A 24102-nucleotide genomic window follows, 5' to 3' on the forward strand; every position below is an offset into this window, starting at 1 on the left:
GATTAACCATTATATGGTCTATTATAATAATTATCGTTATCAGTGGAATTTAAAAAAGATGACCCCTATTCAATATAGGAATCATCTTCAAACTGCTTAATCTCTTTTTTTATTGTGTCCTTGACATAGGTACCACTTTAGGCAGCCTCCTCTTTTTATCCCCATTGAATAAGGAATTTCGCTCCGCCGCGCATATAGGATAGGAGCGCCCGGTCATGTTCGACAACCCTGCCAAGCACGTTCACTTTTTCATCCGGAGCCAGGTCCCTCTTGGTAATTTGGATTTCTCCCCGGTAACGGCCGTATCGTTCATTATCGATCGTAATGGAACCGACCGGTCTTGCCGCTGTGTTTTTTGCCTGGACCGTGTTTGTGCCGGCAAGCCCATACAGCCTTGACTCCATTGAACGAATGCAGTCCCGAGCGGCATCGGTCCGGTTTGTCTGGACTCTCTCCATAATGCCGAGCAGTTCGGGGTCGGCCTGTTCGGGAACAGCTTCAAGCAGAAAAACCCCTTCCTGGTACGCTTTGAATTGCTCCAGTGACCTTTCGCTGATCTTCACATCGCCGATCAGGACTTTGTCGACTGCCCCGTTTTCGGTCAAGTCCAGGAAAGATGCGAGAGGCGAAACGCCCCGGTGGTCTTCCAATGTCGGCAGCCCGGCGTATAAAGGTCCCCTAAGGCGGCCATCGCCAGGTACGAAGGCCATTGTTGTTAACCCTTCTTCACGCAGCCAGCGGTTGATCTGTGTGAAATCCTCGCGGTCAAGACCGGTTTCCGGTCTCGGATAAAAGTTGTGCCATGCCTCTGCCTTGGCAGTATTCAATCCAGCCTCTTTCAATGCAGCCAGACTTTCTTCTGTCAATGTGCTCGCATTTAGGGCGACTTTCATTTTCTGTGACAGAGCTGCAATCGTCTTTTCGTCAACGCCATAATCGACGCGTAATCCGGTCAGTCCCCACTCAAGCAGCCCTTCTGCATTCTCCCAAGTGAAACCAAGGTGGCCGAGTGATTTTGGCGAAATATCTGCCATCAGCTCCATATTCAAATGCGTCGCTGCTGCTCCGACCCGTTTCAGTCGTTCGCTGTACAGGGCAGGGTCGTCCTCCGGAATATGGAGAGATGTGAAGATAGAGGTGAATCCCGCCTCGGCCATTTTTTCAAGATAAAGCTCGATATCATCAAGCCAATCATTCCCCAAATAAACTGATACTCCCAGCATGCTTGCTGCCTCCTTTTTCTTCCGAATGAAAAAGACTATCCGTCAAGCCGAGTTGCGACTTTTCGGACAGCCCCCTTCAGTTGTTTCGTTTAAATTCCGTCAGCCATCTCTTCTTTGAAACCAAACAGGAATGTGAAGATGAAGCCGAATGTGTACGCAATGACCAGACCAAGGAAATAGTACAAGTACTTGTTTTCAGCGATCAGCGGGATCAAAGAGATACCGGATACGCCGATTCCCATTGCGGCCGTTTTCATCAATGCTTGGAACGCACCGCCAAACGCAGCACCGAGACAAGCTGTGACAAACGGGCGGCCAAGCGGTAAGGTTACCCCGTAAAGGAGCGGTTCTCCGATACCGAGGAAGCCGACTGGCAATGCACCTTTGATGATGTTGCGAAGTCTCTTGTTCTTTGTTTTTGCGAAAATAGCAATTGCTGCACCAACCTGACCCGCGCCTCCCATTGCAAGGATTGTGAGAAGCGGTGTGACACCTGTAGAGTTGATCATTTCCAAGTGGATTGGAGTTAACCCGTGGTGAAGACCAACCATGACGAGCGGCAGGAAGAAACCTGCTAGCAATGCACCAGCGACAACTCCGCCGACATTCAAGATGGCATTGATACCAGCCGTGATGCCGTCAGCCAATAGGCCTGCAACCGGAACAACCGCGTAAAGTGAGAAGAATCCGACAACCAATAACGTGATAAGAGGAGTAAAAATAATATCAACTGCACCTGGCATAACAGAACGGACACGCTTTTCAACCCAAGTCATGAGCCAAGCGGCAAAAATGACCCCGAACAATCCACCGCGTCCGACAACGAGCGGTTCGCCGTAAATCGTGATGTCCGCAAGCAGAGGGTTAAACAGGAATGCACCGGCAAGAGCTCCGAGTACTGGTGTGCCACCAAATTCCTTTGCTGTATTCCAACCTACTAAAATAGCAAGATACGTAAAGATACCGCTTCCAAGGAGGAGCAAAATTTGCATCCATGTTTGTGTAGGATCCACACCCGCGTTTTTCGCGAAGTTTGCTGCACCGTTTAAGATACCTGATGCAACAAGCCCTGGGATCAGCGGAATGAAAATATTTCCGATGCGGCGAAGCAACATTTTAAATGGTGTTTTGTTTTTTGCCTTCATATTTGCATGATTCAATGCTGCCTTTTCGCTGAATGTGAGATCATCCCCAGACGGCTCTGCCTCTTCTCCTACAGCAAGACCTGTGACGCTGCTCATTTCTGCAGCGACTTTATTGACCGTACCAGGACCGACGACGATTTGAAGCGTATCGTCTTCGATAACTCCCATTACGCCGTCGATTTTCTTCAGGCCGGCGATGTCTGCTTTACTGTTGTCTTTCAAGGCAAGGCGAATGCGCGTCATGCAGTGCGCTAGGCGTTGTATATTCTCTTTACCGCCGACATTCGCCAAAATGTCATGGGCCAACCGCTGTTCCTTTTTCATGACTATCCCTCTTTCCCCTTTTTTATAAAGCTTTTCGGACGAAGCCGTCCGTTGCTTCCAGTTTTTCAACCGCTTCCTCATAGGAGCATTGAAGCAAAATCATCACGATCGCTGTTTTCACATGGTGATGGGCCGCTTCGTAATACTTGGCTGCGGTTTCATAATCGGCTTGGGTTGCTTCCATAATGATCCGTTTGGAACGTTCTGTCAGCTTTTTGTTCGTCGATTGGACGTCTACCATCAGGTTCTGGTACACCTTGCCGATGCCGACCATGGAGGCGGTTGAAATCATGTTCAGCACTAGTTTCTGTGCTGTTCCCGCTTTGAGCCTGGTCGATCCTGTCAAAATTTCTGGTCCTGTTTCCACTTCGATCGCCATCTCCGCATGCTTTGAAATCTCGGAGCCTTTGTTGCAAGAAATTGTAGCGGTCTTCGCGCCTCTTTCCCTGGCAAAGTCCAGTGCGCCGATTACATACGGTGTCCGGCCGCTAGCCGCAATTCCGATGACGGTATCGTTTTCGGTCAGCCCGATTGATTCCATGTCGGCCGCGCCCATTTCCTCGCTGTCTTCTGCCCCTTCTACCGCGGCAGTAAACGCTTGCATTCCACCTGCGATAAAACCTTGTACCATTTCAGGCGACACACCGAAAGTCGGGACGCATTCAACTGCATCAAGTATGCCAAGTCTGCCGCTTGTCCCTGCGCCCGCATAGATAAGGCGTCCTCCAGCTTGGAAGGAACGGATCACGGATTGGACTACTTCTTCAATACGATCCATTTCTTTTGCGATGGAAACGGGAACTGATGCGTCTTCCCTGTTCATAGTTTCGAGAACCTCGCGCAAAGACATTGTATCCAGATGCATCGTATCTTCGTTTCGTTTCTCTGTTGTCAGCTTATCTAGCATTGGATCACCCCTTTTTACACGTTGTTTACAATTTTCATTTTACTCTTAAGAAATTATATGTCAACATTTTTTAGTATATTCATGAATTTTTATTTCATAAAAAGGATAAAATAAAGGAATTCCATTTTGGAGTTCCTATCTTCTCAGCTGCTCCATTTCCTTTCGGGCCTCTTGATACTTCTGAATCACCTTTTCCCCAACCTTATGAAAGAGGCTCATATACAAAGTATCAATGACAGTCAACTGTGTCATCCTTGAGGGGATGCTGCCAATCCTGAAATCTTGCTCTACATTCGGCGTACAGAGTTTGATATCTGCCAGCTTATAGAGCGGCGATTTGTCTAAATTGGTAATAGCGATGATTGTTGCCCCCTTTTTTTGGGCAAACTCAGCGAGTTCCAACACATCTTTCGTCTTTCCTGATGTACTGATGGCAATGAATACATCGTTTTTCCCCAGATAGGGAATGACCGTAAGCATGTAATGGAAGTCAAGTGAGGTGATCGAATGATAGCCGAGTCTCGTGAATTTATAATGGGCGTCCACCGCAGCGGTTGAGGAACCGCCTACACCAAAAAACACAAGCTTGTTCGCCTTCTTGATCGCATTGACCGCTGTCTGCAATTCTTTCTTGTCCATTGAATTCACACATGATTCAATCGCGAATTTATTGACTTGAATGACTTTATGGAACAAATCATATGGCGTGTCCTTTTTTTGAATCGTCGAAAAGTCGGTCAGGCTCATCTCGGCCACAGCTAAATCCTTTACGAGTGCCAGCTTGAATGATTTGAAGCTGCCGATGCCGATCGACTTGCAGAATCGGACGACACTCGCCTCACTGACACCTGTCTTCTCCGATAATTCCTTCGTCGTCATATTCGGAATCAATTCTGAATGCCTGATCACATATTCACCGATTTGGCGCTCTGCCGCAGAAAGTTTGCTTACACCTTCCGCAATCTTGTCTAGTAATGTCTTCATAGGTTTATCCTTCCGCTTCATCAAGCTGCTTATTCAGCTTCCTGAGTTCCTCTTCAATACCCGCCAGCTGCTTCTCAAGCGGGTGCAAAATCCCTTTTACATACTCCAGCTTTTCCAAGTCCTGCTGCAGCCTCACATAATCTGCCTTCAAATCAGCAATCCTATACTCAATCTCCCGCTTATTCACGAAAACACCTCCAGTGTGGCTCGTCCCCTGCTGCTTCCACCCGGGAACGCAGCAGGGGACGGGTTCCTTATTTTATCATATCATATTTGGTGCAAAGGGTTTGTATATTGCTGCAGGGTTTTTTACGATAGGAACAAGAGCAATATGGAAAGGGGCATGATTGATGAAGGCGATTATGGTCGAAGACAGCGGAAAAAAATTGATAATCGGTGAGGCTGAAAAGCCCTCTGCCGGTCCAGGCGAACTGCTGGTCAAGGTGAAAGCAACGGCGCTGAATCGCGCAGATCTTTTGCAAAAACGTGGTTTGTATCCGCCGCCGCCTGGGGCTTCAGAAATTTTGGGTCTTGAAATGAGCGGTGTCATCGAGGGACTGGGACCCAATGTGACCGGGTGGAAAGAAGGAGACCGAATCTGCGCCTTGCTTCCAGGCGGGGGCTACGCGGAATATGCGGTCATCCCAGCCGGCATGGCAATTCCAATTCCTGAGCACATTTCCTTCGAGGAGGCAGCGGCGATACCTGAAGTGTTTCTCACTGCCTATTTGAATTTATTCGTACTTGGAAAGCTGCAGAAGGATGAAACAGTCCTCATTCATGCAGGAGCAAGCGGTGTGGGGACAGCGGCCATTCAACTTGCACGTGAAGCGGGCGCACGTGTAATCGTCACCGCAGGATCAGAAGAAAAGAGGCAGCTGTGCTTGAGCCTTGGCGCCGATCTAGCCATTGATTATAAGGCAGGCCCGTTTGCGCCGGAAGTAATGAAGGCAACCGATGGAAAGGGTGCAGCGCTGATCCTCGACTTCATCGGCGCCCCTTATTGGGAACAGAACATCTCCTCGCTAGGAATGGATGGAAAGCTAATCTTGATCGGAACCATGGGCGGATCCGTCGTCGACAAGGCCGACCTTGGGAAAATTCTCGCAAAACGGATCCAGATCATCGGAACTGCCTTGCGTACACAGCCCGTCCAGCGCAAAATTGAGTTGACCGATAGCTTTTCCAATTTTGCCCTCGAACGAATGGCCCGCGGCCAGCTAAAACCGATCATCGATTCCGTATTTGACTGGCATGACGCAAATGAGGCACATGCACGGATGGAAAAAAATTTGAACGCCGGAAAAATCGTATTGAAATTAACGGACTGACATGAGGCGGAGGCGGGGCAACTGCGCGCCTCCGCCTTCACTTTACAATGTATGGGGATGAGTGCTATGAAGCGGATATTCGGAATCGCCTCGCGTTTCTTTCTTGAACAATTCCACGACAGGGCGGCATTAATGGCCTATTATTTCATGCTGGCCATTTTTCCATTCTTGATTTTTGTTTTGTCGATTATCAGCCTTTTCCCCATTCACTCCGAAAACGTTCTGGAGGCAATTAAGCCCTTCGCTCCTGCAAGCAGCTATGACCTCATACAAAATAATCTTCAATACATGATAAATACCCAAAGGACAGGACTTGTTTCCATCTCTTTCATTGCCGCTTTTTGGGTAGCTTCACTGGCGGTTCAAGCGCTCGTAAAGGCGATGAACCTTGCGTACCGGATTGTCCGGAAGGAAGGCTTCTTTCTCGCCATGTTCAAGGACTTCATTCTTACGGCAGGCTTAATGTTCACCTTGGCAGTATCACTTCTCGTGCCAATAGCCGAGGAGATCGGCAGGCTTTACCTCGTTCAGCATATTGACCTGCCGAATGCCTTCTACCGCGGGTGGACTCTATTTAAATGGACGTTCGGTACCATCTATTTATTTCTGTTTTTTCTGCTTCTCTATAAGCTTGTACCGAGCGCAAAGACGAGTTTTTCTTCGGCTCTTCCGGGGGCCTTGTTTACGACGATTCTCTGGCAGATCACTTCTGTAGGCTTTTCCTATTATGTGACATTGGCAAATTATACGCTGTTATATGGGCAGCTCGGAAGCTTGATGGTGCTCATGATCTGGTTTTATCTGACCGCCTCGGTTCTCCTGATTGGCGGTTTGATCAACGCGGAGATTGAGGCAAGAAAAACAGGAAAGACAGAATAAAAACAAGTTACTTCCAAATCGATAAAAAAATGACACACCTAGGCAATAAAAAGCATAGATTTGATTTATTTTTAGAGTTACGATGTAAAAAGGAGGTGTGTTCATTATGAGACCGGGAGTTGGCAGCCTACTTATAATATTGATTGTTGCACTACTTATTTTTGGACCTGGTAAATTGCCCGAACTTGGCAAGGCCGTCGGCAATTCCTTGCGTGAATTTAAAAACGCCACCAAAGGTTTAGCAGATGAAGAAGATAAGAAGGATAGCGAATCCGATAAATAGACAAAAGCCCCGGCAACGATCGTTGCCAGGGCTTTTTTATTCTTGTTATACTTCAAGGCTCTGCTTAGGTTTGTTGTACACCTCGTCATCGTTTTCACCGGTAAATTGACTAGTCAATAGTCCGGCTGTCATGCTGCCGCTGACGTTAAGTGCGGTTCTTCCCATATCAATCAGCGGTTCAACAGAGATAAGCAAACCGACAATCGCAATTGGAAGGTCCATGGCAGAAAGGACAAGCAATGCAGCGAATGTCGCACCGCCCCCGACACCTGCTACACCGAAAGAACTGATGGCGACAATGACGATCAGCGTTAGGATGAATTTCAGATCAAATGGATCCACCCCCGCTGTAGGAGCGACCATCACGGCAAGCATTGCCGGATAGATGCCCGCACAGCCATTTTGACCGATAGACAGACCGAACGAGCCAGCAAAGTTAGCAATCCCTTCTGAGACACCCAACTCTTCATGCTGGGTTTTGATGTTAAGCGGCAGCGTACCCGCGCTTGATCTCGATGTGAAGGCAAAGGTGAGGACCGGGAACACCTTTTTAATATAGGTGACCGGGTTCTTTCTTGCCAACGTGATCAAGATCAGATGGACAAGGAACATTGCGATGAGCGCGACGTAGGACGCCAAGACGAATTTTCCCAGTTTTACAATCGCGGAATAATCACTCGTCGCAGTCACCTTGGCCATCAGGGCCAGGACACCGTATGGAGTCAGGCGCAAAATGAGCGTGACCATCCGCATGATGACCGAATAAATCGTTTCAATAATTTTTGCAAAGAAATCCGCATGCTCTTGATCTTTTCTCCGAACTCCCAAGTAGGCGATTCCGATAATAGCAGCAAATATGACAACTGCAATAGTCGATGTCGGACGAGCACCTGTCAGATCCATGAATGGATTCTGTGGGAAGAGCGACAGGATTTGCTGCGGAATGGTCATAGACTGCACATCACCTGCTGATGCCTCAATTTGGGTGTTCCGCGCCATCTCTGCATCACCCTGTTCCAACTGGATTCCTTCCAGATTGAACCCGAGAGCTGTCGCAATTCCAATGGATGCCGCAATCGCAGTTGTTCCGACCAAAATTCCGATGACAAGACCGCTGATTTTCCCGAGATTGTTGGTCAGCTTCAGCTTCGTGAAGGCTGATACAATCGAGATGAAAACGAGCGGCATGACAATCATTTTAAGCAGCGATACGTAGCCGTTTCCGACAATGTTATACCACTCGATTGTACCCTGTGTCACGTCAGACTGAGTTCCGTAAAGCAGATGGATGGCCAGGCCGAGGACAATCCCGAACCCAAGAGCCGTAAACACCCGCTTTGAAAACGAGATATGCTTCTTCTGCATTACGAAGAGCCCAATAATGAGCAGCAGCAAGACAGCAATATTGAGAATAATATATAAAGTGCCCATGGATAATCTCCTTTCAATCTTTAACATCAACACTTTAATACAATAAAACCGATGAGTCAACTAGGAATAACTGTATGCCGTCATTTTTTTAACCGACTAAAATAACCTTCCTTCATCTTATTCCCAAACAACCGATGGCATAACCGGGAAAAGAGCAAAAAAGGGGCCTGGCCCCCGCTCTCTAACACAATCGTGCGGCGGGGGTCAGACCCTTTTATTTATAGTTTGCTTTGTATTGGGCTTGTTCTTTTTCTGAGCAGTAGACAAAATGTCCAGGAGCTACTTCGCGCATTTTCACTTCTTCGCCGGGTTCATATTGATGTACTGCAGGATCATAGGTTTTGCGTTTCCTTGTCCGTTCATAGTCAGGATCCGGCAGGGGGATGGCGGATAGCAGAGACTGGGTATACGGATGCATCGGGTTCCGATACAGATCATCCGCGTCAGCCAGCTCGACCATTTTCCCGAAATACATGACGCCGATCCGGTCGCTGATGTACTTGACCATCGACAAGTCATGGGCGATGAAAAGATACGTAAGCTGCTTTTCCCGCTGGAGTTTCTTCATCAAATTGACGACTTGCGCCTGAATGGAGACGTCGAGGGCAGAAATCGGTTCGTCAGCGATGATAAACTCCGGTTTGACTGCGAGTGCGCGCGCAATACCGATTCTCTGCCTCTGGCCGCCCGAGAACTCGTGAGGATAGCGGTTTGCGTGCTCGCGGCTCAAACCGACCGTCTCCAGCAATTCGGCCACCAAGTCAGCCCGTTCCTTTTTCGTTTTTGCCAGGCCGTGAATGTCGATGCCTTCTGCAATAATTTCATTTACCTTCATTTTCGGATTAAGTGAGGCATAAGGGTCTTGGAAGATCATCTGCATCTTACGGTGCAAGCCTTTCAGCTCAGCGTTTGACTTTTTCGTATGCATATCTACACCGTTATAGAGAACCTGGCCGCCTGTGGCATTGTACAGGCCGATAATCGTCCGACCTGTTGTAGACTTCCCGCAACCGGATTCCCCTACGATTCCAAGCGTCTCACCTTTGTAGATGTCAAAAGAAATATCATCGACCGCTCTCACTTCGTTTGCTCTTCCTACATTGAAATACTGCTTGAGGTTCTTGATCTCAAGAAGCTTCTCTTTTTCCGCCATTTTCAGTTCCCCCTCTCCGCGAATTTCTTCATTCTCTCCTGGATAATTTCCGGAGGCTCAACTTTCGGTGCATCCGGGTGCAAGAGCCAGGTGGCCGCATAATGGGTATCCGACACTTTGAACAGCGGAGGAGCCTCTTCCAGGTCTATTTTCATTGCATACGGATTTCTCGGGGCGAATGCGTCTCCTTTCGGCGGATTCAAAAGATCCGGAGGGGTACCCGGTATAACGTACAATTCCTCATCCATTTCATCCAAGCACGGCATGGAACTGATCAGCCCCCACGTGTAAGGATGCTGAGGATTGTAGAAGATTTCATCCACCGTACCGATTTCGACGATTTTCCCGCCGTACATAACAGCTACACGGTCAGCGACGTTCGCAACGACCCCAAGGTCATGGGTAATAAAAATAATCGACGTTTCAATTTTCTGCTGCAAGTTTTTCATCAAATCAAGGATCTGCCCTTGGATCGTCACGTCAAGAGCGGTCGTCGGTTCATCGGCAATCAGGATTTTCGGCGCACAGGCAAGCGCAATCGCAATGACGACCCGCTGCCGCATTCCGCCCGAAAATTGATGCGGGTACTGTTTAATCCGAATTTCCGGCTTCGGAATGCCGACAAGCTCCAGCAGATGAAGTGCCCGTTTTTTCGCTTCTTCCCTGCTCGCATTCTGATGCTTGATCAGCGGCTCCATAATTTGCTTCCCGATTGTCATCGTCGGGTTCAGCGACGTCATCGGATCTTGGAAAATCATTGAGATGTCTTTACCGCGGATTTTCTGCATCTCTTTTTCACTTGCCTTTACAATATCCGTACCGCCGAATTGAATGCTTCCTGACTTGATTTCCGAATTCCCTGTTAGAAGCTTCATAATCGACTTTGTTGTCACTGACTTACCGGAACCTGACTCGCCCACAATGGCAAGCGTCTCACCTTCATACAGTTCAAAGTCAACGCCGCGGATTGCCTGTACTTCCCCTGCGAAGGTATGGAACGAAATTTGCAGGTCGCTGACTTCTAAAATTTTCTTCCTCATGTTGTTTCACCTCAATCAATTAATCACGCATTTTAGGGTCAAATGCATCCCGCAGACCATCGCCGATCAAGTTGCAGGCTATCAATATGATACAAATTACGGTACAAGGGATTATCATCAAGTGAGGGAGGAACTGGAAAGTTTTATACCCGTCTTCAATCAATGTGCCCAATGAAGCTCTCGGAGCCTGCAATCCAATCCCGATAAAACTGAGGAATGCTTCAAAAAAGATTGCGCTTGGAATGGTGAACATTGTATTGACAATGATGACGCCCGAAAGATTCGGAAGCAGATGTTTCGTCAGCAGCCGGCCGCTCTTCGCTCCGAGCGTGCGGGAAGCAAGAATGAATTCCTGATCCTTCAGCTTTAATACCTGGCCGCGTACAACACGCGCCATGCCGACCCAGCCAGTAATCGCCATTGCAATCGTAATGGAAATGATACCAGGCTTCATGATCAGCATCATGAGGATAACGACAATCAGGTTCGGGATGCCGGAGATGACTTCGAGAATCCGTTGCATGATATTGTCGACCCTGCCGCCTTTAAATCCGGAAATAAGCCCGTATGTGACACCGACAATCATATCAATCAGTGCAGCGAGAAGTGCGATATAGAGCGAAACCCTCGTACCAAGCCAAACACGGGAAAATAAATCTCGGCCCAGGCTGTCTGTTCCGAACCAGTAGTATTTATCGATCTGCTGATCCTTGTACACATTCTGTTCCACACCGCCGATTTTCTGTGAACCGTCGAAAATTCCAAGCTTCTCGAGGCCTTGAATTCTTGGCGGAAGATTGGCTTCCGACACATCACCGTCATACGCATCATACGGAGAAAGATAAGGACCGATGACCGCCATGAGGATGACAAGCAGCAGGATGACTCCACTGATGATCGCCCCTTTGTTTTTCCGGACCCGGAGCCATGCATCTTTTGCAAATGAGAGCTGGGGCCTGGCGATGGCTTCATTGTTCAGATGGTCGGTCGACACCGGCGTGAACAAGTCTTTGGAAATATTTTCAGTCGGTTGATTCATTTCTTAGCCCCTCCTGCCAGCCTGATTCTAGGGTCGATAATGCCGTACAAGATATCGACAATCAAGATGATGACCGTCAACAGGAACGCAAAAAAGATTGTCGTACCCATGATGATCGGGAAATCATTCGTTTGAATTGATTTGACGAATTGTTCGCCGATTCCCGGAATCGCAAAAATCTGCTCGACTACCATCGAGCCTGTCATCAGTCCGACAGCCATCGGGCCAAGGACCGTTACGAGCGGGATAAGCGCATTACGGATGGCATGCTTAAATGCCACTTCAAGCCGGGAATTCCCCTTTGCCTTCGCGAGTGTAATGTAATCGGAGCTAAACACGTCGATCAATTCTGTCCTCATAAAGCGCGCTGCCGTCGCAATCGGGAAAATGGCGAGCGCCAGTGTCGGCATGATCGTTGAAGAGAAGCCGTCCCATGATGCAACAGGGAGCCATTGCATTTTCACACCGATGTAAAACTGCAGCAAGGCAGCGAATACAAAGGAAGGAATTGATTTTCCGAGAACAGCCAGGAAGGTGCTTCCATAGTCAATCCATGTATTCTGGAACATCGCGGCCAGCACGCCAAGCAATATACCGAAGAGCGTGCCAACGAACATCGCCTGGAAGCCAAGCTGAAGTGAAGGGCCCATCCGGTTGAATAGAAGCTTCGTAACCGGCTGATTGTTGAATTGGAAGGAGACGCCCAGATCGCCTTTTACAATATTCACCATGTAATTGGCGTATTGCACAGGAATCGGCTTGTCCAGCCCATATTTTTCATTCAAAATCTGCGCCTGTTCTTCAGTCAGTTTTTCCTCATTCTGAAAAGGGGTGCCCGGCAAAAACTTCATCAGGAAAAAGGTGAATGAAGCTATGATAAACAGCGTAAGGATTAAATATGCGATACGCTGGGCCAAATACTTCGCCATTTTGTCTCCTCCTTAAGATGATGCGGACAAGTGGAAATTTTCACACTTGTGCTTTATAAAAAGGGTGAAAGAGAGTATTAAATAATACTCTCTTTCGTTTCTTTCCTGTCAGATTCAATTGGATTACTCTTCGATTGTTACGGATTTCAATGTATAATCCGCGCCAAACAAGTGGTTTTGGAATCCTTTTACCTTTTCTTTCAACAATACGAGACGTCCTCGTTGGTAGATCGGAGCAATGACCGTGTCCTCCTGGACAAGTACTTTTTCTGCTTCCTTCATTGCTTCCCAACGCTTGGCAGGATCGTTTGCATATGTCACTTTTGCATCATTGATCAGTTTGTCGAATTTCTCGTTTGAATAGCCTGTTCGGTTATTGGAACCGTCTGTCACATAGATGTCAAGGTATGTCATCGGATCAAGATAATCCGCGCCCCATCCGTGCATCATGATGTCGTATTCTTGGTTGGAATGCTTTTGAAGACGAATTTTAAATGGAATGTTTGTCAATTCGACTTTCAAGCCTTCGAGATTCTTTTCCAGCTGATTTTTGAAGTACTCAGATGTTTTCTTTGCATTTTCTGTATCATCACTGACATAGTCAAGCGTCAATTCTTTAACGCCAAGTTCATCAAGACCCTTTTTCCAGTATTCCTGTGCTTTTTTCACGTCATAAGAGATCAGGTCTCCACTTTCATCACGGAAGTCCTTGCCTGTCTCAGGGTTTGTGCCGATGCCTTTTGGCACATATCCATCAGTAGGAACGGATCCGTTGGAAAGAAGGGAATCTACATAAGCTTTTTTGTCGAATGCCATTGCAATCGCCTTACGGATGTTTTCGTTCGCAAGCGGTGTAGGCTTTCCATCGCGTACTTGGTTGAATTTCAAGTACCAAGAGCTGCCTTCCTGGAATTTGGAAGCTTCTTTATCATTTTGATATTGTTTCGCGTACTCCGCGCTAAGTGCTGCTGTGCGGTCCGCTTTTCCTGTTTGGTACAGGTTGATTGCTGTATTCGGAGTTTTTGCTACTTGTACGTTGACCTTTGACAAATGAACGTTATCTTTGTCATAGTAGTTGTCGTTCTTTTCGTACGACCATGTCAGGCCTGTGCCGTCCCAGTTCGTCAGTACGAATGGTCCGTTTGCCAGCATGTCATCGCTGCTTGTACCGAATTTCTCGCCTTTTTCTTCAACGAATTTTTGATTCAGCGGCAGGTAAGTGCCGAAAGCAAGAAGGGAATTCAAATAAACAGTTGGCTGTTGCAGTGTTACTTTCAATGTATGCTCATCAACTGCTTCAACACCGAGGTCTTCAAGCTTTGCTTGTCCACCCATGATTTCAGTCGCATTTTTGATTACGCCCGAGAACATGTAAGCATATTCGGATCCAGTGTCAGGGTTTACCGCTCTTCTCCAAGAATAAACGAAGTCGTTCGCTGTAACCGGGTCACCGTTTGACCATTTTGCATCGTCACGGAGTTTGAACGTATACACAAGACCATCTTCACTTATTTCAGGGTCGCCGTCAGAAAGGGCAGGTACCGGATTGTCGTTTTCATCCAGCTGATAAAGACCTTCCATCGTTTGCCCTAAAACGATAAAGCTGGCAGCATCCTTCGCTAGAGAAGGGTCACCTGTCGGAATTTCGGCAGTTTCAATCATATTGAGAACCTGTTCTCCAGAGCCCGACTTGCCGCTATTCTTGTCAGAACCGCCTGCATTATTATCTTTCGAGCCTGAACCGCAGGCTGAAATGATTAGCGATAGTGTAAGTACTATTGTCACGAATAGTAAATATTTTGATCTTTTCATATTCTTCACCCCTCTTAAATTATCTCACAATAGTTATTATACAAGATATTTTTTAATTGTAAATTTCTAAATTTGCAAAACGTGCAGGATAAAATAGGAAATAGGCTGAAAACTCAGTAATACCGCTGTTTCTATCTTAATATTTTTTTTGGTGTATTATAGTACAATAGTGGTGCATCCTGAAGAATTTTTCTCAAGAACGGAGTGTAGAATAATGTTTTCCAAAAGACTTTTGATTTGGCTATGCTTAATCCAATTGGCCATCATCCTTTCTTCTTTGACATTTTATAAAGAAATCACTCTTCTTTCCTATACCAATGTGTCATTTATTGTCGGCTTCCTGCTTCTTTTATACTCACTAGCCGGCTTTGTCATTAGAGGGCGCTTTTTCGATATTGCTTTCTACGGTTTTCAATCCTTCTTCGGAAGAAGGCAGGATAAAGATCGCGACCGATTGTCTGAGCTTGTACCACAGGCTTACTGGAACCCTTTCCTGACCAGCCTGTTTACCCTCCTTTTAATGGGAGCGGCGCTTTTCCTTCATCTAAGGGGATAAAGCATATGTATAAACGGCAAAAGGCTGTCCTGCAAATAGCAGGACAGCCTTTTTTGTACATTATACTTTAAACCTTCTAATCAAAGCGTCCAGATCCGCCGCTGCTGAAGACAGCGAATCCGCATTTGCCACGATTTCCTGCATCGACCCGGTCGATTGCTCTGCCGAAGCGGCCGTCTCTTCAATACCTGCGGAAGACTCCTCCGACACGGAGGCGATATTGGAAATAGAAGCATTCATGCTTTCGCTCCTATCCATAATTGCAGTAAGATCCGCCGAGATCATTCCGATCGTGTCAACTACCTGCTTCACTGAGTCGGTAATCCGTTCAAATGCCGACCCTGTCGACTGAATCTGCTCCGTTCCTGCCTCGACCTGCCTGAAGCTATCTTGCAGGGAATGGACGACTTCGCCTGTCTCTTTCTGGATGGTTGAGACAATTTCGGTAATATCGGAAACCGAATTGGCGACCTGTTCGGCAAGTTTCTTCACTTCTCCCGCAACGACAGCAAATCCTTTTCCGTGCTCTCCTGCGCGCGCTGCCTCAATCGCCGCATTAAGCGCAAGCAAGTTCGTCTGTTCCGCAATATCGGAAATGACACTGACAAGCTTAGAGATTTCTTTGGAATGCCCGTCCAGCTTTCCGACCTTGCTCACTGCCGTCCGGACATTTTCATCAATCGCCTGCATCTTTATAATGGATTCCTTCATTGCTTCATTGCCATGGTTGGTCAAAGTGAGAACCTCACTGGAGATATCATTTGCCCGCTCACCCCGTTTATGGGCATCTGCGATACTTTCAACAAATACCCCCATGGATTCGGCCAGCTCCGATGTTGAATTTGCCTGCGACTCTGCAGCGGCCGATAGCTGTTCCATCGTTGCCGATACCTGCTGGCTTCCGGAATTCACTTCTAATGCCGACTGGCTTAACTCTAGGCTTCTGCTCGTAACAAGATTCGACACTTCTCCGATTTCTGAAGCCATCTTCCGCAACTGCTTATTCATTGCATTCACACCGTTGATCAACGTTCCAACTTCATCTTTCGACCTTGTCTTCAAATCCTCATGTGTCAGATCGCCGGCAGCAATTCGCTTCGTCCGCTCTGCGGCTCGCACTATCGGCTTCGAAAGAGAATTTGCCATGTAAAAAGCGACGAACAATCCGAGTATGACAGTGGCCCCGGCAATGCCCGCACTGATCAGCGCCGTTACCGTGCCTCCCTTGATTACCTCATGGCTGCCGGTACGGATGTTGGCTGCGTATTGGTCGGTCAAGCTTCGGAAGGTTTCAGAAACTTCCTGTCCAGCCGGCTCGACAATTGTCCGGAAATTGGACCTGGCTAAGTCACGGTTCCCGCCTTGATAGACTTCGAGTACCTGGTCCACCATCATGGTTTCCCATTCGTGCAGGGCATCGACCGCTTCTTTTGTTTGCTTTGAAGGCGAAAGGGCGAGTAACTCCTTCTCCTTCTTCCAACTTTCCTCCATATAATCTTCAAAAGCAGTAAAATACCCTTTCTGCCCGTATAACAAATATCCGCGTGCCACGGATGTCCTTTCAGTAATATTCATATTGATATCTTGGGCCGTCTGCAACAGTGGCAAATCCTCATTCATTACTTTTTCCGTTTCTTCATTCATCAGCATGATGGAGGTGAATATCGCTGCTCCCATAAGTAGAGCGAGGCCGATGATCACCATAAAGCCGCTTAAAATTTTTCCCTTCAGACTCTTCATCTCTCTCCTCCATGATGTAATTAATAGTCCTATAGATATAGTTCTATTTTACCCTCTGCTGAAAAAGGATGGAAGAGCTTAGTCGGAATTTCCTAATAAATTTTTATTATTTGTGATTTCAAGGTGTAGAGGACAAGACGATTGATCCGTTTTTCGTATCGATGCTGGCGTATGCTCCCAGAGGAAGGGATAGCGCAGGGCTGCAATGGCCCGCCCTGAGATTTGCTGCAACCGGCTTTCCTAAAGAGCCGAAGCATTCTTTCAGCAAGCTCGCCAAAACTGTCTCTTTGCCGCATCCCGTCCACGTTCCGAGAATGAAGCCGGCTGCCTTCTCCAACTTGCCTGCCAATGCAAACTGGGTGAGCATTCGGTCAATCCGATACGGTTCTTCATTTACCTCTTCCAAAAATAGAATCTTACCTTCCGTATCTATTTCAAATGGCGTTCCTAACGTGGATGCCATCACACTGAGATTGCCGCCAATGAGAATGCCTTTCGCTATTCCCGGAACGAGGCATTCGATTTCCTCCCCAGGCGGATTTTGCAGCTGGATTTTCGTATCCTCTGCAGAAAGAAGAGCTTGCAGCGATTCTGCTGTAAATGAATCCCCGATGATTAGATCTGACGCCGGCATTGGTCCATGTACTGTCTTCATGCCGGTTTTTTGCTGAAATGCGATATGAAGTGCGGTAATATCACTGTATCCGATGAACGGCTTCGGATTTTGACCGATCAGTGAATAGTCAAGGAGCGGTAAAAGCTGCAGTGTCCCATATCCACCGCGCAGACAGAAGATCGCTCGGATTTCACGATTCGAGAACATGTCCGTCAGTTCAGAAGCGCGTGACTCTGCCGGCCCCGCCAAATAGTCTCTTTTGTTCATATAACATGTGGAGCCGATGACGGGATCATAACCAAGCTCTCTAATCCGATCCGCCGCCTTTAGCAGCCGTTCTTCCGAGACCGGTCCTGCAGGTGCGGTTATTCCCACTTTCATTCCTCTTTTCAGTGATGAGCCAAGGCACATTTTACTCCCTCCTGAGCAACAGATTGTATGATACTATATGGTTATGCAACAGGCAGATCCTTGTGAAGCCAGTTCCCGCCAGTCATGGAAAGTCGCCGGGGCAAAGGAGGAACTTTATGACTTATGCAACCACTTATATCAGAAGTGTCAAGCTGATGAAAGAGCATTTTCCACAGGATGGTCAGTATCCCTTCCAGCTCCCTTTCATCCGCAGCTTTAAGGAACTTGATCTTCATCCAAAGGTCACGTTTTTCACCGGTGAGAACGGGATGGGGAAATCTACCCTGCTCGAGGCGATTGCCGTGGCAGCAGGGTTCAATCCGGAAGGCGGGTCGATGCATTTCGACTTTTCCACCAGGGAGTCTCACTCGGCTCTTGACCAGTATCTCCGTCTTGTCCGGAGCGCTGACCGGCCAAGCGATGGCTTTTTCCTGCGCGCCGAATCTTACTATAATGTCGCAACCCATATTGAAGAGCTGGACAAGGAGCCAGGCGGCGGCAGGATTATCGACGGGTATGGGGGCGTATCCCTGCATGAGCAATCACATGGAGAATCGTTTTTTGCAACGTTTGTGAATCGCTTCAGGGGCAGGGGAATTTACATAATGGACGAGCCGGAAGCAGCACTCTCCCCTCTCCGGCAATTGTCGATGCTGTCCAGAATCGATGAACTCGTTCAAGCGGATTCTCAATTCATCATTGCCACCCATTCGCCATTGTTAATGGCCTATCCAGATGCGATTATTTATGAATTTACAGAGGCAGGCATCAAGTCTGCTCACTTGGAAGAAACTCATCATTATCAGCTGATGAAGCAGTTTTTTGATGATCGTGAAAGGCTGCTCTATCACTTGCTTAACAACGAAAAATACTGAGAAAAAAGAGGGATTATCATGGATGAAAAAAAGCGAAGCTCAATTGAAAAAGGAATTCTTGTTGATATCGTATTGAAAAAGGACCAAAGAACAGGCGCACTCACGAGGGGACGGGTACAAGACATTCTGACCAACTCTCCTACTCATCCCCACGGAATCAAAGTGCGGCTCCAGGATGGACAAGTCGGAAGAGTCAAACACATTCTAAAGGATGACAGCACTGAGACCTTATAAAGCGACAACTTTCCTGGATTTCGATATACTGAAAGAAAAAAAGTAAAGGGACGAGCTTATGATACTTGGATTGACGATTATATTATTACTCGTATTGTTTTTGCCGTTTTCTGTACATATTGTTGAAAAGAATCTTGAAGTTTTCTTATTTTTAATGGGAATTGCAGCTGCATGGGTAAGCCATAAGCTGACAGGGGAATTATTTCTCCATGCATTGAAGGACCCGATCAACATCACCTTGGCTGTTTTGATTGCGGGTTTGCTATTCAGATGGCTGCAGAATCCGCTTGAAAAAGGAATCCTCGGCATCAGCCGGGCGATCCCATTCCGGCTGTTCGTCGCGCTTGTCGTCATTTTGCTCGGATTGATTTCCAGCGTGATTACCGCGATTATTGCTGCCATCGTGCTGGTCGTTATCGTCAGCGTGCTGAAGCTCGACCGAAAATCGGAATTGCGCCTTGTAGTGCTTGCCTGTTTCTCGATCGGATTGGGAGCCGCACTGACACCAATCGGTGAACCACTCTCCACCATTGCGATCAGCAAGCTAGGTGAAAATTTCTTCTTCTTGCTCAAGCTTATCGGCCCTGATGTCATCCCTGCAGTCATCATTTTCGGTTTACTTGCTGCAGTGCTTGTCAGCCCGAAAAAAAGCGAGGCAGGACTTGGCGCTTCATTGGAATCTGAAAGTTACTCGGAGATTATTATCAGAGCTTTGAAGATTTATTTATTCGTCATGGGTCTCACTTTGCTGGGCGCAGGCTTTGAGCCGTTCATTGAGAGATATCTGCTCGGCTTAAGTCCGCTTATCCTATACTGGATCAACATGATTTCGGCTGTTTTGGATAACGCGACGCTCGCCGCTGCGGAAATCAGCCCGCAAATGGATGCACCGACGATTAAAGCAATCCTTCTCGGCCTGCTTATCAGCGGGGGAATGCTGATTCCCGGCAATATCCCGAACATCATTGCCGCGGGTAAGCTGAACATCACAAGCCGCGAATGGGCAAAATTCGGCCTCCCGGTCGGATTGATTGCGATGGTTGTCTACTTCATCGTTATTTTGATTTTCGGTTAATCGCTAAAAACCGGAACTGCTCGGATAGTCCGGGCAGTTCTTTTTAATGAAAAAAACGCATGGAAGTGAATGCACTTCCATGCGTTTTGTAGATTCTCAGTTTTCGCCTTCAGAGACGGATACGGCGAAATCAGCAAGAAGTCGCGCTCCGTAGCCGGTGGCGGATTTGGCATAGTACCCTTTCGCCTGGCTGCTTTCCATGACGCCCGCCATGTCGACATGCAGCCATTTTGATGTCGCTGGGACAAATTTTTGCAGGAAGAGGGCAGCAGTAATGGAACCCGCTTCTCCCTTTGAACTGATATTATTCATATCGGCATAGTCGCTGTTCAAATACGGAACATAGTCTTGAACGAGCGGCATCGGCCAGACCGGGTCTCCATTTTCCCGGCCGATGCTCTTCAGCTCCTCTGACAGCTCCTCATCGCCGAATACACCGCCCATCTTTGAGCCGAGGGCATTTGCAATAGCGCCTGTGAGCGTGGCGATATCCACTATATATTCCGCACCAAGTTCACCGGCCCGAATCAGACCATCTGCCAAAATCAGACGCCCTTCAGCATCCGTATTTCCAACCTGAACGGTCACTCCGTTCCGGTAACGGATGACTTCAGACGGGAGCAGAGACTGGCTGTCCGGCATGTTTTCTACAATCGGTAAAAGGGCAGTCACATTTACCGCGGCACCTGAATCTGCGAGCAGCTTCATCGCTCCGGCCACCGCTGCTGCCCCGCCCATATCCATCCTCATGTCGCTCAGGTCACGGCCGCTTTTAAGGCTGATCCCGCCTGTATCGAAAGTGACCCCTTTCCCTAGCAGAACAGTCAGTGGGCGGGAAGAGTCGCCTTTATAGGACATTTCAACGAATGAAGGGGCAAATCGGCTTCCGCGCCCCACAGCAAGAAGCCCGTTCATCTCCATATCTTCAAGTGCTTTTCCTTTGTATACACTAATATCAACCGGCTTGCCGCGGAAGGCCTCTTCCAAAACGCCTGGAAACGTTTCAGGATTCAGGACATTTGGCAGCTCATTCATCAAATCACGGGAAAAGGCGACAGCGTCTGCACGATGCTGACCGGCCTTGATTGCTGCTTCATCCCCGCCTATTACTTCAAGGTTCGTTATTCTCTGCTCTCCGCTCTTTTTGTATTTTCTGAAAGAGTATGCCCCAAGATGCCAACCTTCAACGAACGCAGTCAGGCCGATTGAACTGTCCAGACTAGAGGTAATTTTTTCAAGTACACCATGCTGTAAAACAGCGGTATCCGCTTTCCTTCTTCCCAATTCCCTCGAGATGTCACCAGCAAGCATTCTCACCTTTTCATACGTATCAAGGTTTTCATTCTTAATGACGCAAAGAACCTTCCCGTCCGCCGGCACAACAGCAAAAGACTGAGGACTGTTCGTAATAAACTCCGGCAGACCCGCTGCCATTTGAACAACCGGATCATCGGCTAAAACAATATGTATCGCTGTATTCATTCTCTATCTCCTCCCTCTCAAAACTTATTATACTCTCTGAGCAGTTTCTTTCACACGATTGAAGAGAGAGTTTTCTGACGAAAAATAAAAAATTTCATTGATATGCGTTTTTTAAGAGATAAAAATAGATGCTATAATCTTTAAAGGCGAACCATCTGCCAAAACTCGCCATAAAATTTGAAAAAATACGTAATTATGCTGTATTTTTGCCATTTCTCGATTACAATGAAGAAGAGTTGAATATGGCGGAAAAAGGGGGATTTCTGTGAAAAAAGTTGGATTGCTTTTATTTGCACTGTTCTTTATGTTCTCATTGTCCGTCTCAGCCGCGGAATCAGGAGATTTTGATAAGGCGCTGAAAGACGTTGAGAAAGTCGTAGAAAAGGGTAATAAAGAGATTGATAAAAAGATTGAGAAAGCTGTCGCAGAAGCAGATAGCGCAACGAAGAAAGCAAATTCTGAAATTGAAAAGATCAACAGCTCCAATAACATTTCCGAAGCGGAAAAGGCAGCAGCCGTTGCCGAAATTGAAGCAGCTTTGCATGATACTTATGTGAGCATCAGCAGCAAGCTAGTTGATGAGACAAACGCAATCGCGGACCGTACGAAGCAGTACGGCGAAGAGCGGGGCTTTGAAATCATTTGTGAGCTTGTGCCTGTTGATATCGGCACGATCACCGTGATGATCGACCCGATGCGTGTTGGCTTGTCAGAAAAGTAATAAGCCAAAAAACCGCCATATTCAACTCAACATTAGGAGGAATAGTATGAAAGGCCTTTTTTTCGGAGACAGCAGCCACCCAATTGAAAAAGTTACAGTTGAATCATTGGACGTGAGCCTGCTTGCAAAAGGCGACGGCACCGAGGTAATCCTCCAGGAATTCAATGCAGGTGTCATCTTCTATGTCTATCCCGGCGAAGAATCTGAAACACTGGAATTTTATTATATACTTGAAGGCAATGCATTCAATAAAGCGATAGGGAAGACCCTCCGAAAGGGTGATTATTTTTACACACAAAACTTGGAGGCTCCCATTTATTTCAAGGCGTTAACCGAGATGAAAATCCTGTGGGTGACATCAAAGCCCATTTTCCACTCGATCAGCAGCAGCATCGTCGAACTGACAAAAATTGTCCAGCAGATCGAGGAAAAGGATAAATATACATACCAGCACAGCATCCGGGTTCAACAGTACTCTCTCAAGATTGCCAATGAGTTGAACCTGTCGACAGAGGTTCTGGAAAACCTTTATTTCGCCTCTCTCTTCCACGATATCGGAAAAATCGACATCGACGCATCGATCCTCAACAAAGAAGGAGCACTGACAGAAGAGGAATTTGACATCATGAAAAGACACCCGGAGCTCGGATACGAAATCGTCAAAACAAGTTATTATTCGCAAGTAGCCACGATCATCCATCAGCATCATGAGCGAATCAACGGATCAGGCTATCCGCGCAGACTGAAAGACGAAGAGATTCTCCTGGAGGCTCAGATCATCGCAGTTGCCGATACATTCGACGCGATGACATCTGACCGTTCTTATCGGAAAGGGATGCCAACAGCCAAGGCGCTTGAGCTGATCAAACAAGAGAGTGGAATCCTCTACAATCCCAGAGTTGTAGAGGCACTTGAGAAATTCTTGCTGAAGGAAAACATATAGGCTATAAAACAGCGGACGGGCTCCTTATTATCGGGTCCGTCCGCTGTTTTGCCATTATTTAAATAACCCTGCTATCGAATCAATCAAGTTTTTGAAAAAGTTAGCGACACTGTCCCAAAAGCCTTCGTCGCCGATGACATTCTCCATTTTCTTTCTCAAGTCCTTCGTCAAGTCGTCAAGCTGCTGCTTCACATTGTCAAAGTTAATGTTCAGCGAGCGCATTTTTTCAAAAAGATCAATAAGCAGCTGCCTGTCTTCAGCGCTAAGTGAAATATTCATCTTTTTGAGCTGTTCCTCAACGATTTTCTCAACCTCTTCCCTTGTCACCGGGTTCTGATCGGCAATCTGCTTTTTAATCTCTGCCAGGAGTTCTGTTACTTTCTCGTCGTCCATGCCTTCTTTCTTAGCCAGATCGGTAGCAAGGTCCAACTCGTCGTTTGCCACTTCCATCCGGCCTTTATCGAGCTCGACACCTTTGCTTTCGAATGCTTTATAAATGCCGACGAGCGCTGAGTGACCGGTCACTACTTTGGGAGAAGCGACCTCCACATCAGCATTTTCAATCCCTGCTGTCAGCATCGCATTTGCGTACATTTCCTCCGTTACTTCTGTAATCATGTCAGGCGTGACAATCTTCGTTACGATGCCATGCCCTTCGTCTTTCAGCGTGATTTTTGCAGAAGAATACATTCTTGAATTCGGATTGCCGTTTATCAGCCTGGCAAGATCCTGCGCAGTCACAATGATTTCTTCAACATCTTCAGGATTGTTGACCTTCAGCGACTTCCGGACCTCCTGCTTTTGCGCTTCTGTCAATGTTTCTCCGTAAACGACAATCGGCACGCCCAATTTCTCATTTATCACTTCGCTGTCATCATTGCCGGAAGCTTTAACCTTAACAGCTCCCCCTATCCCCATTGTCAGGATGAGCATCACGGCCATCATGAAGTGTATAATTTTTTTCATGTC

The 24102-nt window shown here is 47.3% G+C and carries 25 protein-coding genes; 10 read left to right on the plus strand and 15 right to left on the minus strand.

Annotated elements, in window-relative coordinates; all coding sequences use genetic code 11:
• The coding region (locus AC0TWI_RS16595) for an IS3 family transposase (RefSeq protein ID WP_488124311.1) at nucleotides 1–100 on the plus strand (100 nt) is incomplete at its 5' end.
• A 55-nt stretch (nucleotides 101–155) separates the two neighbouring features.
• Here AC0TWI_RS16595 and AC0TWI_RS16600 read toward each other — a convergent pair.
• The 5 genes from AC0TWI_RS16600 to AC0TWI_RS16620 all read right to left on the minus strand — a co-directional run bounded on the left by AC0TWI_RS16600 (nucleotide 156) and on the right by AC0TWI_RS16620 (nucleotide 4770).
• Nucleotides 156–1223, minus strand: coding sequence for a DUF871 domain-containing protein (locus AC0TWI_RS16600; RefSeq protein WP_488127458.1), 1068 nt, complete (start codon nucleotides 1221–1223; stop codon nucleotides 156–158).
• A gap of 89 nt (nucleotides 1224–1312) precedes the next feature.
• Complete coding sequence (locus AC0TWI_RS16605) at nucleotides 1313–2692, minus strand: PTS transporter subunit EIIC (protein WP_488127459.1); 1380 nt, start codon at nucleotides 2690–2692, stop codon at nucleotides 1313–1315.
• A 22-nt stretch (nucleotides 2693–2714) separates the two neighbouring features.
• Nucleotides 2715–3599: an N-acetylmuramic acid 6-phosphate etherase gene (murQ, locus tag AC0TWI_RS16610; protein WP_488127460.1), complete on the minus strand. Its 885-nt coding sequence runs from the start codon at nucleotides 3597–3599 to the stop codon at nucleotides 2715–2717.
• Between the two features lie 135 nt (nucleotides 3600–3734).
• A complete protein-coding gene (locus AC0TWI_RS16615; RefSeq protein WP_488127461.1) occupies nucleotides 3735–4583 on the minus strand; it encodes a MurR/RpiR family transcriptional regulator in 849 nt (282 codons plus the stop codon).
• Nucleotides 4584–4587: 4 nt separating this feature from the next.
• Nucleotides 4588–4770: an SE1832 family protein gene (locus AC0TWI_RS16620; RefSeq protein WP_488127462.1), complete on the minus strand. Its 183-nt coding sequence runs from the start codon at nucleotides 4768–4770 to the stop codon at nucleotides 4588–4590.
• Between the two features lie 163 nt (nucleotides 4771–4933).
• On the opposite strand from AC0TWI_RS16620, the gene AC0TWI_RS16625 reads away from it, so the two are divergent.
• From AC0TWI_RS16625 to tatA, 3 genes are all read left to right on the plus strand, one after another.
• Complete coding sequence (locus tag AC0TWI_RS16625; protein WP_488127463.1) at nucleotides 4934–5914, plus strand: NAD(P)H-quinone oxidoreductase; 981 nt, start codon at nucleotides 4934–4936, stop codon at nucleotides 5912–5914.
• Nucleotides 5915–5980: 66 nt separating this feature from the next.
• Nucleotides 5981–6793 (plus strand): YihY/virulence factor BrkB family protein, encoded by an 813-nt coding sequence (locus AC0TWI_RS16630; RefSeq protein WP_488127464.1) that lies wholly within the window; start codon nucleotides 5981–5983, stop codon nucleotides 6791–6793.
• A 106-nt stretch (nucleotides 6794–6899) separates the two neighbouring features.
• The gene (gene tatA / locus AC0TWI_RS16635) at nucleotides 6900–7076 is read left to right on the plus strand and encodes a twin-arginine translocase TatA/TatE family subunit (protein ID WP_488127465.1); all 177 of its coding nucleotides are present in this window, start codon (nucleotides 6900–6902) and stop codon (nucleotides 7074–7076) included.
• A gap of 45 nt (nucleotides 7077–7121) precedes the next feature.
• On the opposite strand, the gene AC0TWI_RS16640 is transcribed toward tatA, so the two are convergent.
• From AC0TWI_RS16640 to AC0TWI_RS16665, 6 genes are all read right to left on the minus strand, one after another.
• Nucleotides 7122–8507: an L-cystine transporter gene (locus AC0TWI_RS16640; RefSeq protein WP_488127466.1), complete on the minus strand. Its 1386-nt coding sequence runs from the start codon at nucleotides 8505–8507 to the stop codon at nucleotides 7122–7124.
• A 214-nt stretch (nucleotides 8508–8721) separates the two neighbouring features.
• The gene (locus tag AC0TWI_RS16645) at nucleotides 8722–9660 is read right to left on the minus strand and encodes an ABC transporter ATP-binding protein (protein ID WP_488127467.1); all 939 of its coding nucleotides are present in this window, start codon (nucleotides 9658–9660) and stop codon (nucleotides 8722–8724) included.
• 2 nt (nucleotides 9661–9662) lie between these two features.
• Nucleotides 9663–10700 (minus strand): ABC transporter ATP-binding protein, encoded by a 1038-nt coding sequence (locus AC0TWI_RS16650; RefSeq protein WP_488127468.1) that lies wholly within the window; start codon nucleotides 10698–10700, stop codon nucleotides 9663–9665.
• 19 nt (nucleotides 10701–10719) lie between these two features.
• A complete protein-coding gene (gene opp3C, locus AC0TWI_RS16655; protein WP_488127469.1) occupies nucleotides 10720–11739 on the minus strand; it encodes an oligopeptide ABC transporter permease in 1020 nt (339 codons plus the stop codon).
• Entirely contained in the window at nucleotides 11736–12668 is a 933-nt protein-coding gene (opp3b, locus tag AC0TWI_RS16660; RefSeq protein ID WP_488127470.1) for an oligopeptide ABC transporter permease, read from the minus strand. Before opp3b ends, opp3C begins: the two co-directional genes overlap by 4 nt.
• 123 nt (nucleotides 12669–12791) lie before the next feature.
• Nucleotides 12792–14480, minus strand: coding sequence for a peptide ABC transporter substrate-binding protein (locus AC0TWI_RS16665; protein ID WP_488127471.1), 1689 nt, complete (start codon nucleotides 14478–14480; stop codon nucleotides 12792–12794).
• 214 nt (nucleotides 14481–14694) lie between these two features.
• On the opposite strand from AC0TWI_RS16665, the gene AC0TWI_RS16670 reads away from it, so the two are divergent.
• A complete protein-coding gene (locus AC0TWI_RS16670; protein WP_488127472.1) occupies nucleotides 14695–15036 on the plus strand; it encodes a DUF3899 domain-containing protein in 342 nt (113 codons plus the stop codon).
• Nucleotides 15037–15096: 60 nt separating this feature from the next.
• Here the strand turns inward: AC0TWI_RS16670 and AC0TWI_RS16675 are convergent, their stop codons facing one another.
• Nucleotides 15097–16776: a methyl-accepting chemotaxis protein gene (locus tag AC0TWI_RS16675; RefSeq protein WP_488127473.1), complete on the minus strand. Its 1680-nt coding sequence runs from the start codon at nucleotides 16774–16776 to the stop codon at nucleotides 15097–15099.
• A 118-nt stretch (nucleotides 16777–16894) separates the two neighbouring features.
• On the minus strand, nucleotides 16895–17803 hold the full coding sequence (locus AC0TWI_RS16680; protein ID WP_488127474.1) for a S66 peptidase family protein: 909 nt from the start codon (nucleotides 17801–17803) through the stop codon (nucleotides 16895–16897).
• Between the two features lie 116 nt (nucleotides 17804–17919).
• On the opposite strand from AC0TWI_RS16680, the gene AC0TWI_RS16685 reads away from it, so the two are divergent.
• The 3 genes from AC0TWI_RS16685 to AC0TWI_RS16695 are packed head-to-tail and all read left to right on the plus strand — an operon-like array spanning nucleotide 17920 to nucleotide 19987.
• Nucleotides 17920–18678, plus strand: a complete 759-nt coding sequence (locus AC0TWI_RS16685; protein WP_488127475.1) for an AAA family ATPase — start codon at nucleotides 17920–17922, stop codon at nucleotides 18676–18678.
• Between the two features lie 18 nt (nucleotides 18679–18696).
• Nucleotides 18697–18912 carry a YwbE family protein gene (locus tag AC0TWI_RS16690; protein WP_488127476.1) on the plus strand — a complete coding sequence of 72 codons (216 nt, stop codon included), beginning with the start codon at nucleotides 18697–18699 and terminating at the stop codon, nucleotides 18910–18912.
• 58 nt (nucleotides 18913–18970) lie between these two features.
• A complete protein-coding gene (locus tag AC0TWI_RS16695) occupies nucleotides 18971–19987 on the plus strand; it encodes a DUF1646 family protein (protein WP_488127477.1) in 1017 nt (338 codons plus the stop codon).
• 96 nt (nucleotides 19988–20083) lie between these two features.
• Here AC0TWI_RS16695 and AC0TWI_RS16700 read toward each other — a convergent pair whose 3' ends face one another.
• Nucleotides 20084–21469, minus strand: a complete 1386-nt coding sequence (locus AC0TWI_RS16700) for a leucyl aminopeptidase family protein (protein ID WP_488127478.1) — start codon at nucleotides 21467–21469, stop codon at nucleotides 20084–20086.
• Between the two features lie 265 nt (nucleotides 21470–21734).
• Here AC0TWI_RS16700 and AC0TWI_RS16705 point away from each other — a divergent pair, with 265 nt between their 5' ends.
• Both AC0TWI_RS16705 and AC0TWI_RS16710 read left to right on the plus strand, forming a co-directional pair.
• Nucleotides 21735–22190 carry a hypothetical protein gene (locus AC0TWI_RS16705; RefSeq protein WP_488127479.1) on the plus strand — a complete coding sequence of 152 codons (456 nt, stop codon included), beginning with the start codon at nucleotides 21735–21737 and terminating at the stop codon, nucleotides 22188–22190.
• A gap of 46 nt (nucleotides 22191–22236) precedes the next feature.
• Entirely contained in the window at nucleotides 22237–23133 is an 897-nt protein-coding gene (locus tag AC0TWI_RS16710) for an HD-GYP domain-containing protein (RefSeq protein ID WP_488127480.1), read from the plus strand.
• Between the two features lie 54 nt (nucleotides 23134–23187).
• On the opposite strand, the gene AC0TWI_RS16715 is transcribed toward AC0TWI_RS16710, so the two are convergent.
• The gene (locus AC0TWI_RS16715; protein WP_488127481.1) at nucleotides 23188–24099 is read right to left on the minus strand and encodes a DUF1002 domain-containing protein; all 912 of its coding nucleotides are present in this window, start codon (nucleotides 24097–24099) and stop codon (nucleotides 23188–23190) included.
• Between the last annotated feature and the right edge of the window lie 3 nt (nucleotides 24100–24102).

The organism is Lederbergia sp. B243.17, from assembly GCF_057657925.1.

Bases quoted from the DNA above. Each gene is read 5' to 3' on its own strand.
- AC0TWI_RS16600 (WP_488127458.1), bottom strand. From the start codon at position 1,223: ATGCTGGGAGTATCAGTTTATTTGGGGAATGATTGGCTTGATGATATC.
- AC0TWI_RS16605 (WP_488127459.1), bottom strand. From the start codon at position 2,692: ATGAAAAAGGAACAGCGGTTGGCCCATGACATTTTGGCGAATGTCGGC.
- murQ (WP_488127460.1), bottom strand. From the start codon at position 3,599: ATGCTAGATAAGCTGACAACAGAGAAACGAAACGAAGATACGATGCAT.
- AC0TWI_RS16615 (WP_488127461.1), bottom strand. From the start codon at position 4,583: ATGAAGACATTACTAGACAAGATTGCGGAAGGTGTAAGCAAACTTTCT.
- AC0TWI_RS16625 (WP_488127463.1), top strand. From the start codon at position 4,934: ATGAAGGCGATTATGGTCGAAGACAGCGGAAAAAAATTGATAATCGGT.
- AC0TWI_RS16630 (WP_488127464.1), top strand. From the start codon at position 5,981: ATGAAGCGGATATTCGGAATCGCCTCGCGTTTCTTTCTTGAACAATTC.
- tatA (WP_488127465.1), top strand. From the start codon at position 6,900: ATGAGACCGGGAGTTGGCAGCCTACTTATAATATTGATTGTTGCACTA.
- AC0TWI_RS16640 (WP_488127466.1), bottom strand. From the start codon at position 8,507: ATGGGCACTTTATATATTATTCTCAATATTGCTGTCTTGCTGCTGCTC.
- AC0TWI_RS16645 (WP_488127467.1), bottom strand. From the start codon at position 9,660: ATGGCGGAAAAAGAGAAGCTTCTTGAGATCAAGAACCTCAAGCAGTAT.
- AC0TWI_RS16650 (WP_488127468.1), bottom strand. From the start codon at position 10,700: ATGAGGAAGAAAATTTTAGAAGTCAGCGACCTGCAAATTTCGTTCCAT.
- opp3C (WP_488127469.1), bottom strand. From the start codon at position 11,739: ATGAATCAACCGACTGAAAATATTTCCAAAGACTTGTTCACGCCGGTG.
- opp3b (WP_488127470.1), bottom strand. From the start codon at position 12,668: ATGGCGAAGTATTTGGCCCAGCGTATCGCATATTTAATCCTTACGCTG.
- AC0TWI_RS16665 (WP_488127471.1), bottom strand. From the start codon at position 14,480: ATGAAAAGATCAAAATATTTACTATTCGTGACAATAGTACTTACACTA.
- AC0TWI_RS16670 (WP_488127472.1), top strand. From the start codon at position 14,695: ATGTTTTCCAAAAGACTTTTGATTTGGCTATGCTTAATCCAATTGGCC.
- AC0TWI_RS16675 (WP_488127473.1), bottom strand. From the start codon at position 16,776: ATGAAGAGTCTGAAGGGAAAAATTTTAAGCGGCTTTATGGTGATCATC.
- AC0TWI_RS16680 (WP_488127474.1), bottom strand. From the start codon at position 17,803: ATGTGCCTTGGCTCATCACTGAAAAGAGGAATGAAAGTGGGAATAACC.
- AC0TWI_RS16685 (WP_488127475.1), top strand. From the start codon at position 17,920: ATGACTTATGCAACCACTTATATCAGAAGTGTCAAGCTGATGAAAGAG.
- AC0TWI_RS16690 (WP_488127476.1), top strand. From the start codon at position 18,697: ATGGATGAAAAAAAGCGAAGCTCAATTGAAAAAGGAATTCTTGTTGAT.
- AC0TWI_RS16695 (WP_488127477.1), top strand. From the start codon at position 18,971: ATGATACTTGGATTGACGATTATATTATTACTCGTATTGTTTTTGCCG.
- AC0TWI_RS16700 (WP_488127478.1), bottom strand. From the start codon at position 21,469: ATGAATACAGCGATACATATTGTTTTAGCCGATGATCCGGTTGTTCAA.
- AC0TWI_RS16710 (WP_488127480.1), top strand. From the start codon at position 22,237: ATGAAAGGCCTTTTTTTCGGAGACAGCAGCCACCCAATTGAAAAAGTT.
- AC0TWI_RS16715 (WP_488127481.1), bottom strand. From the start codon at position 24,099: ATGAAAAAAATTATACACTTCATGATGGCCGTGATGCTCATCCTGACA.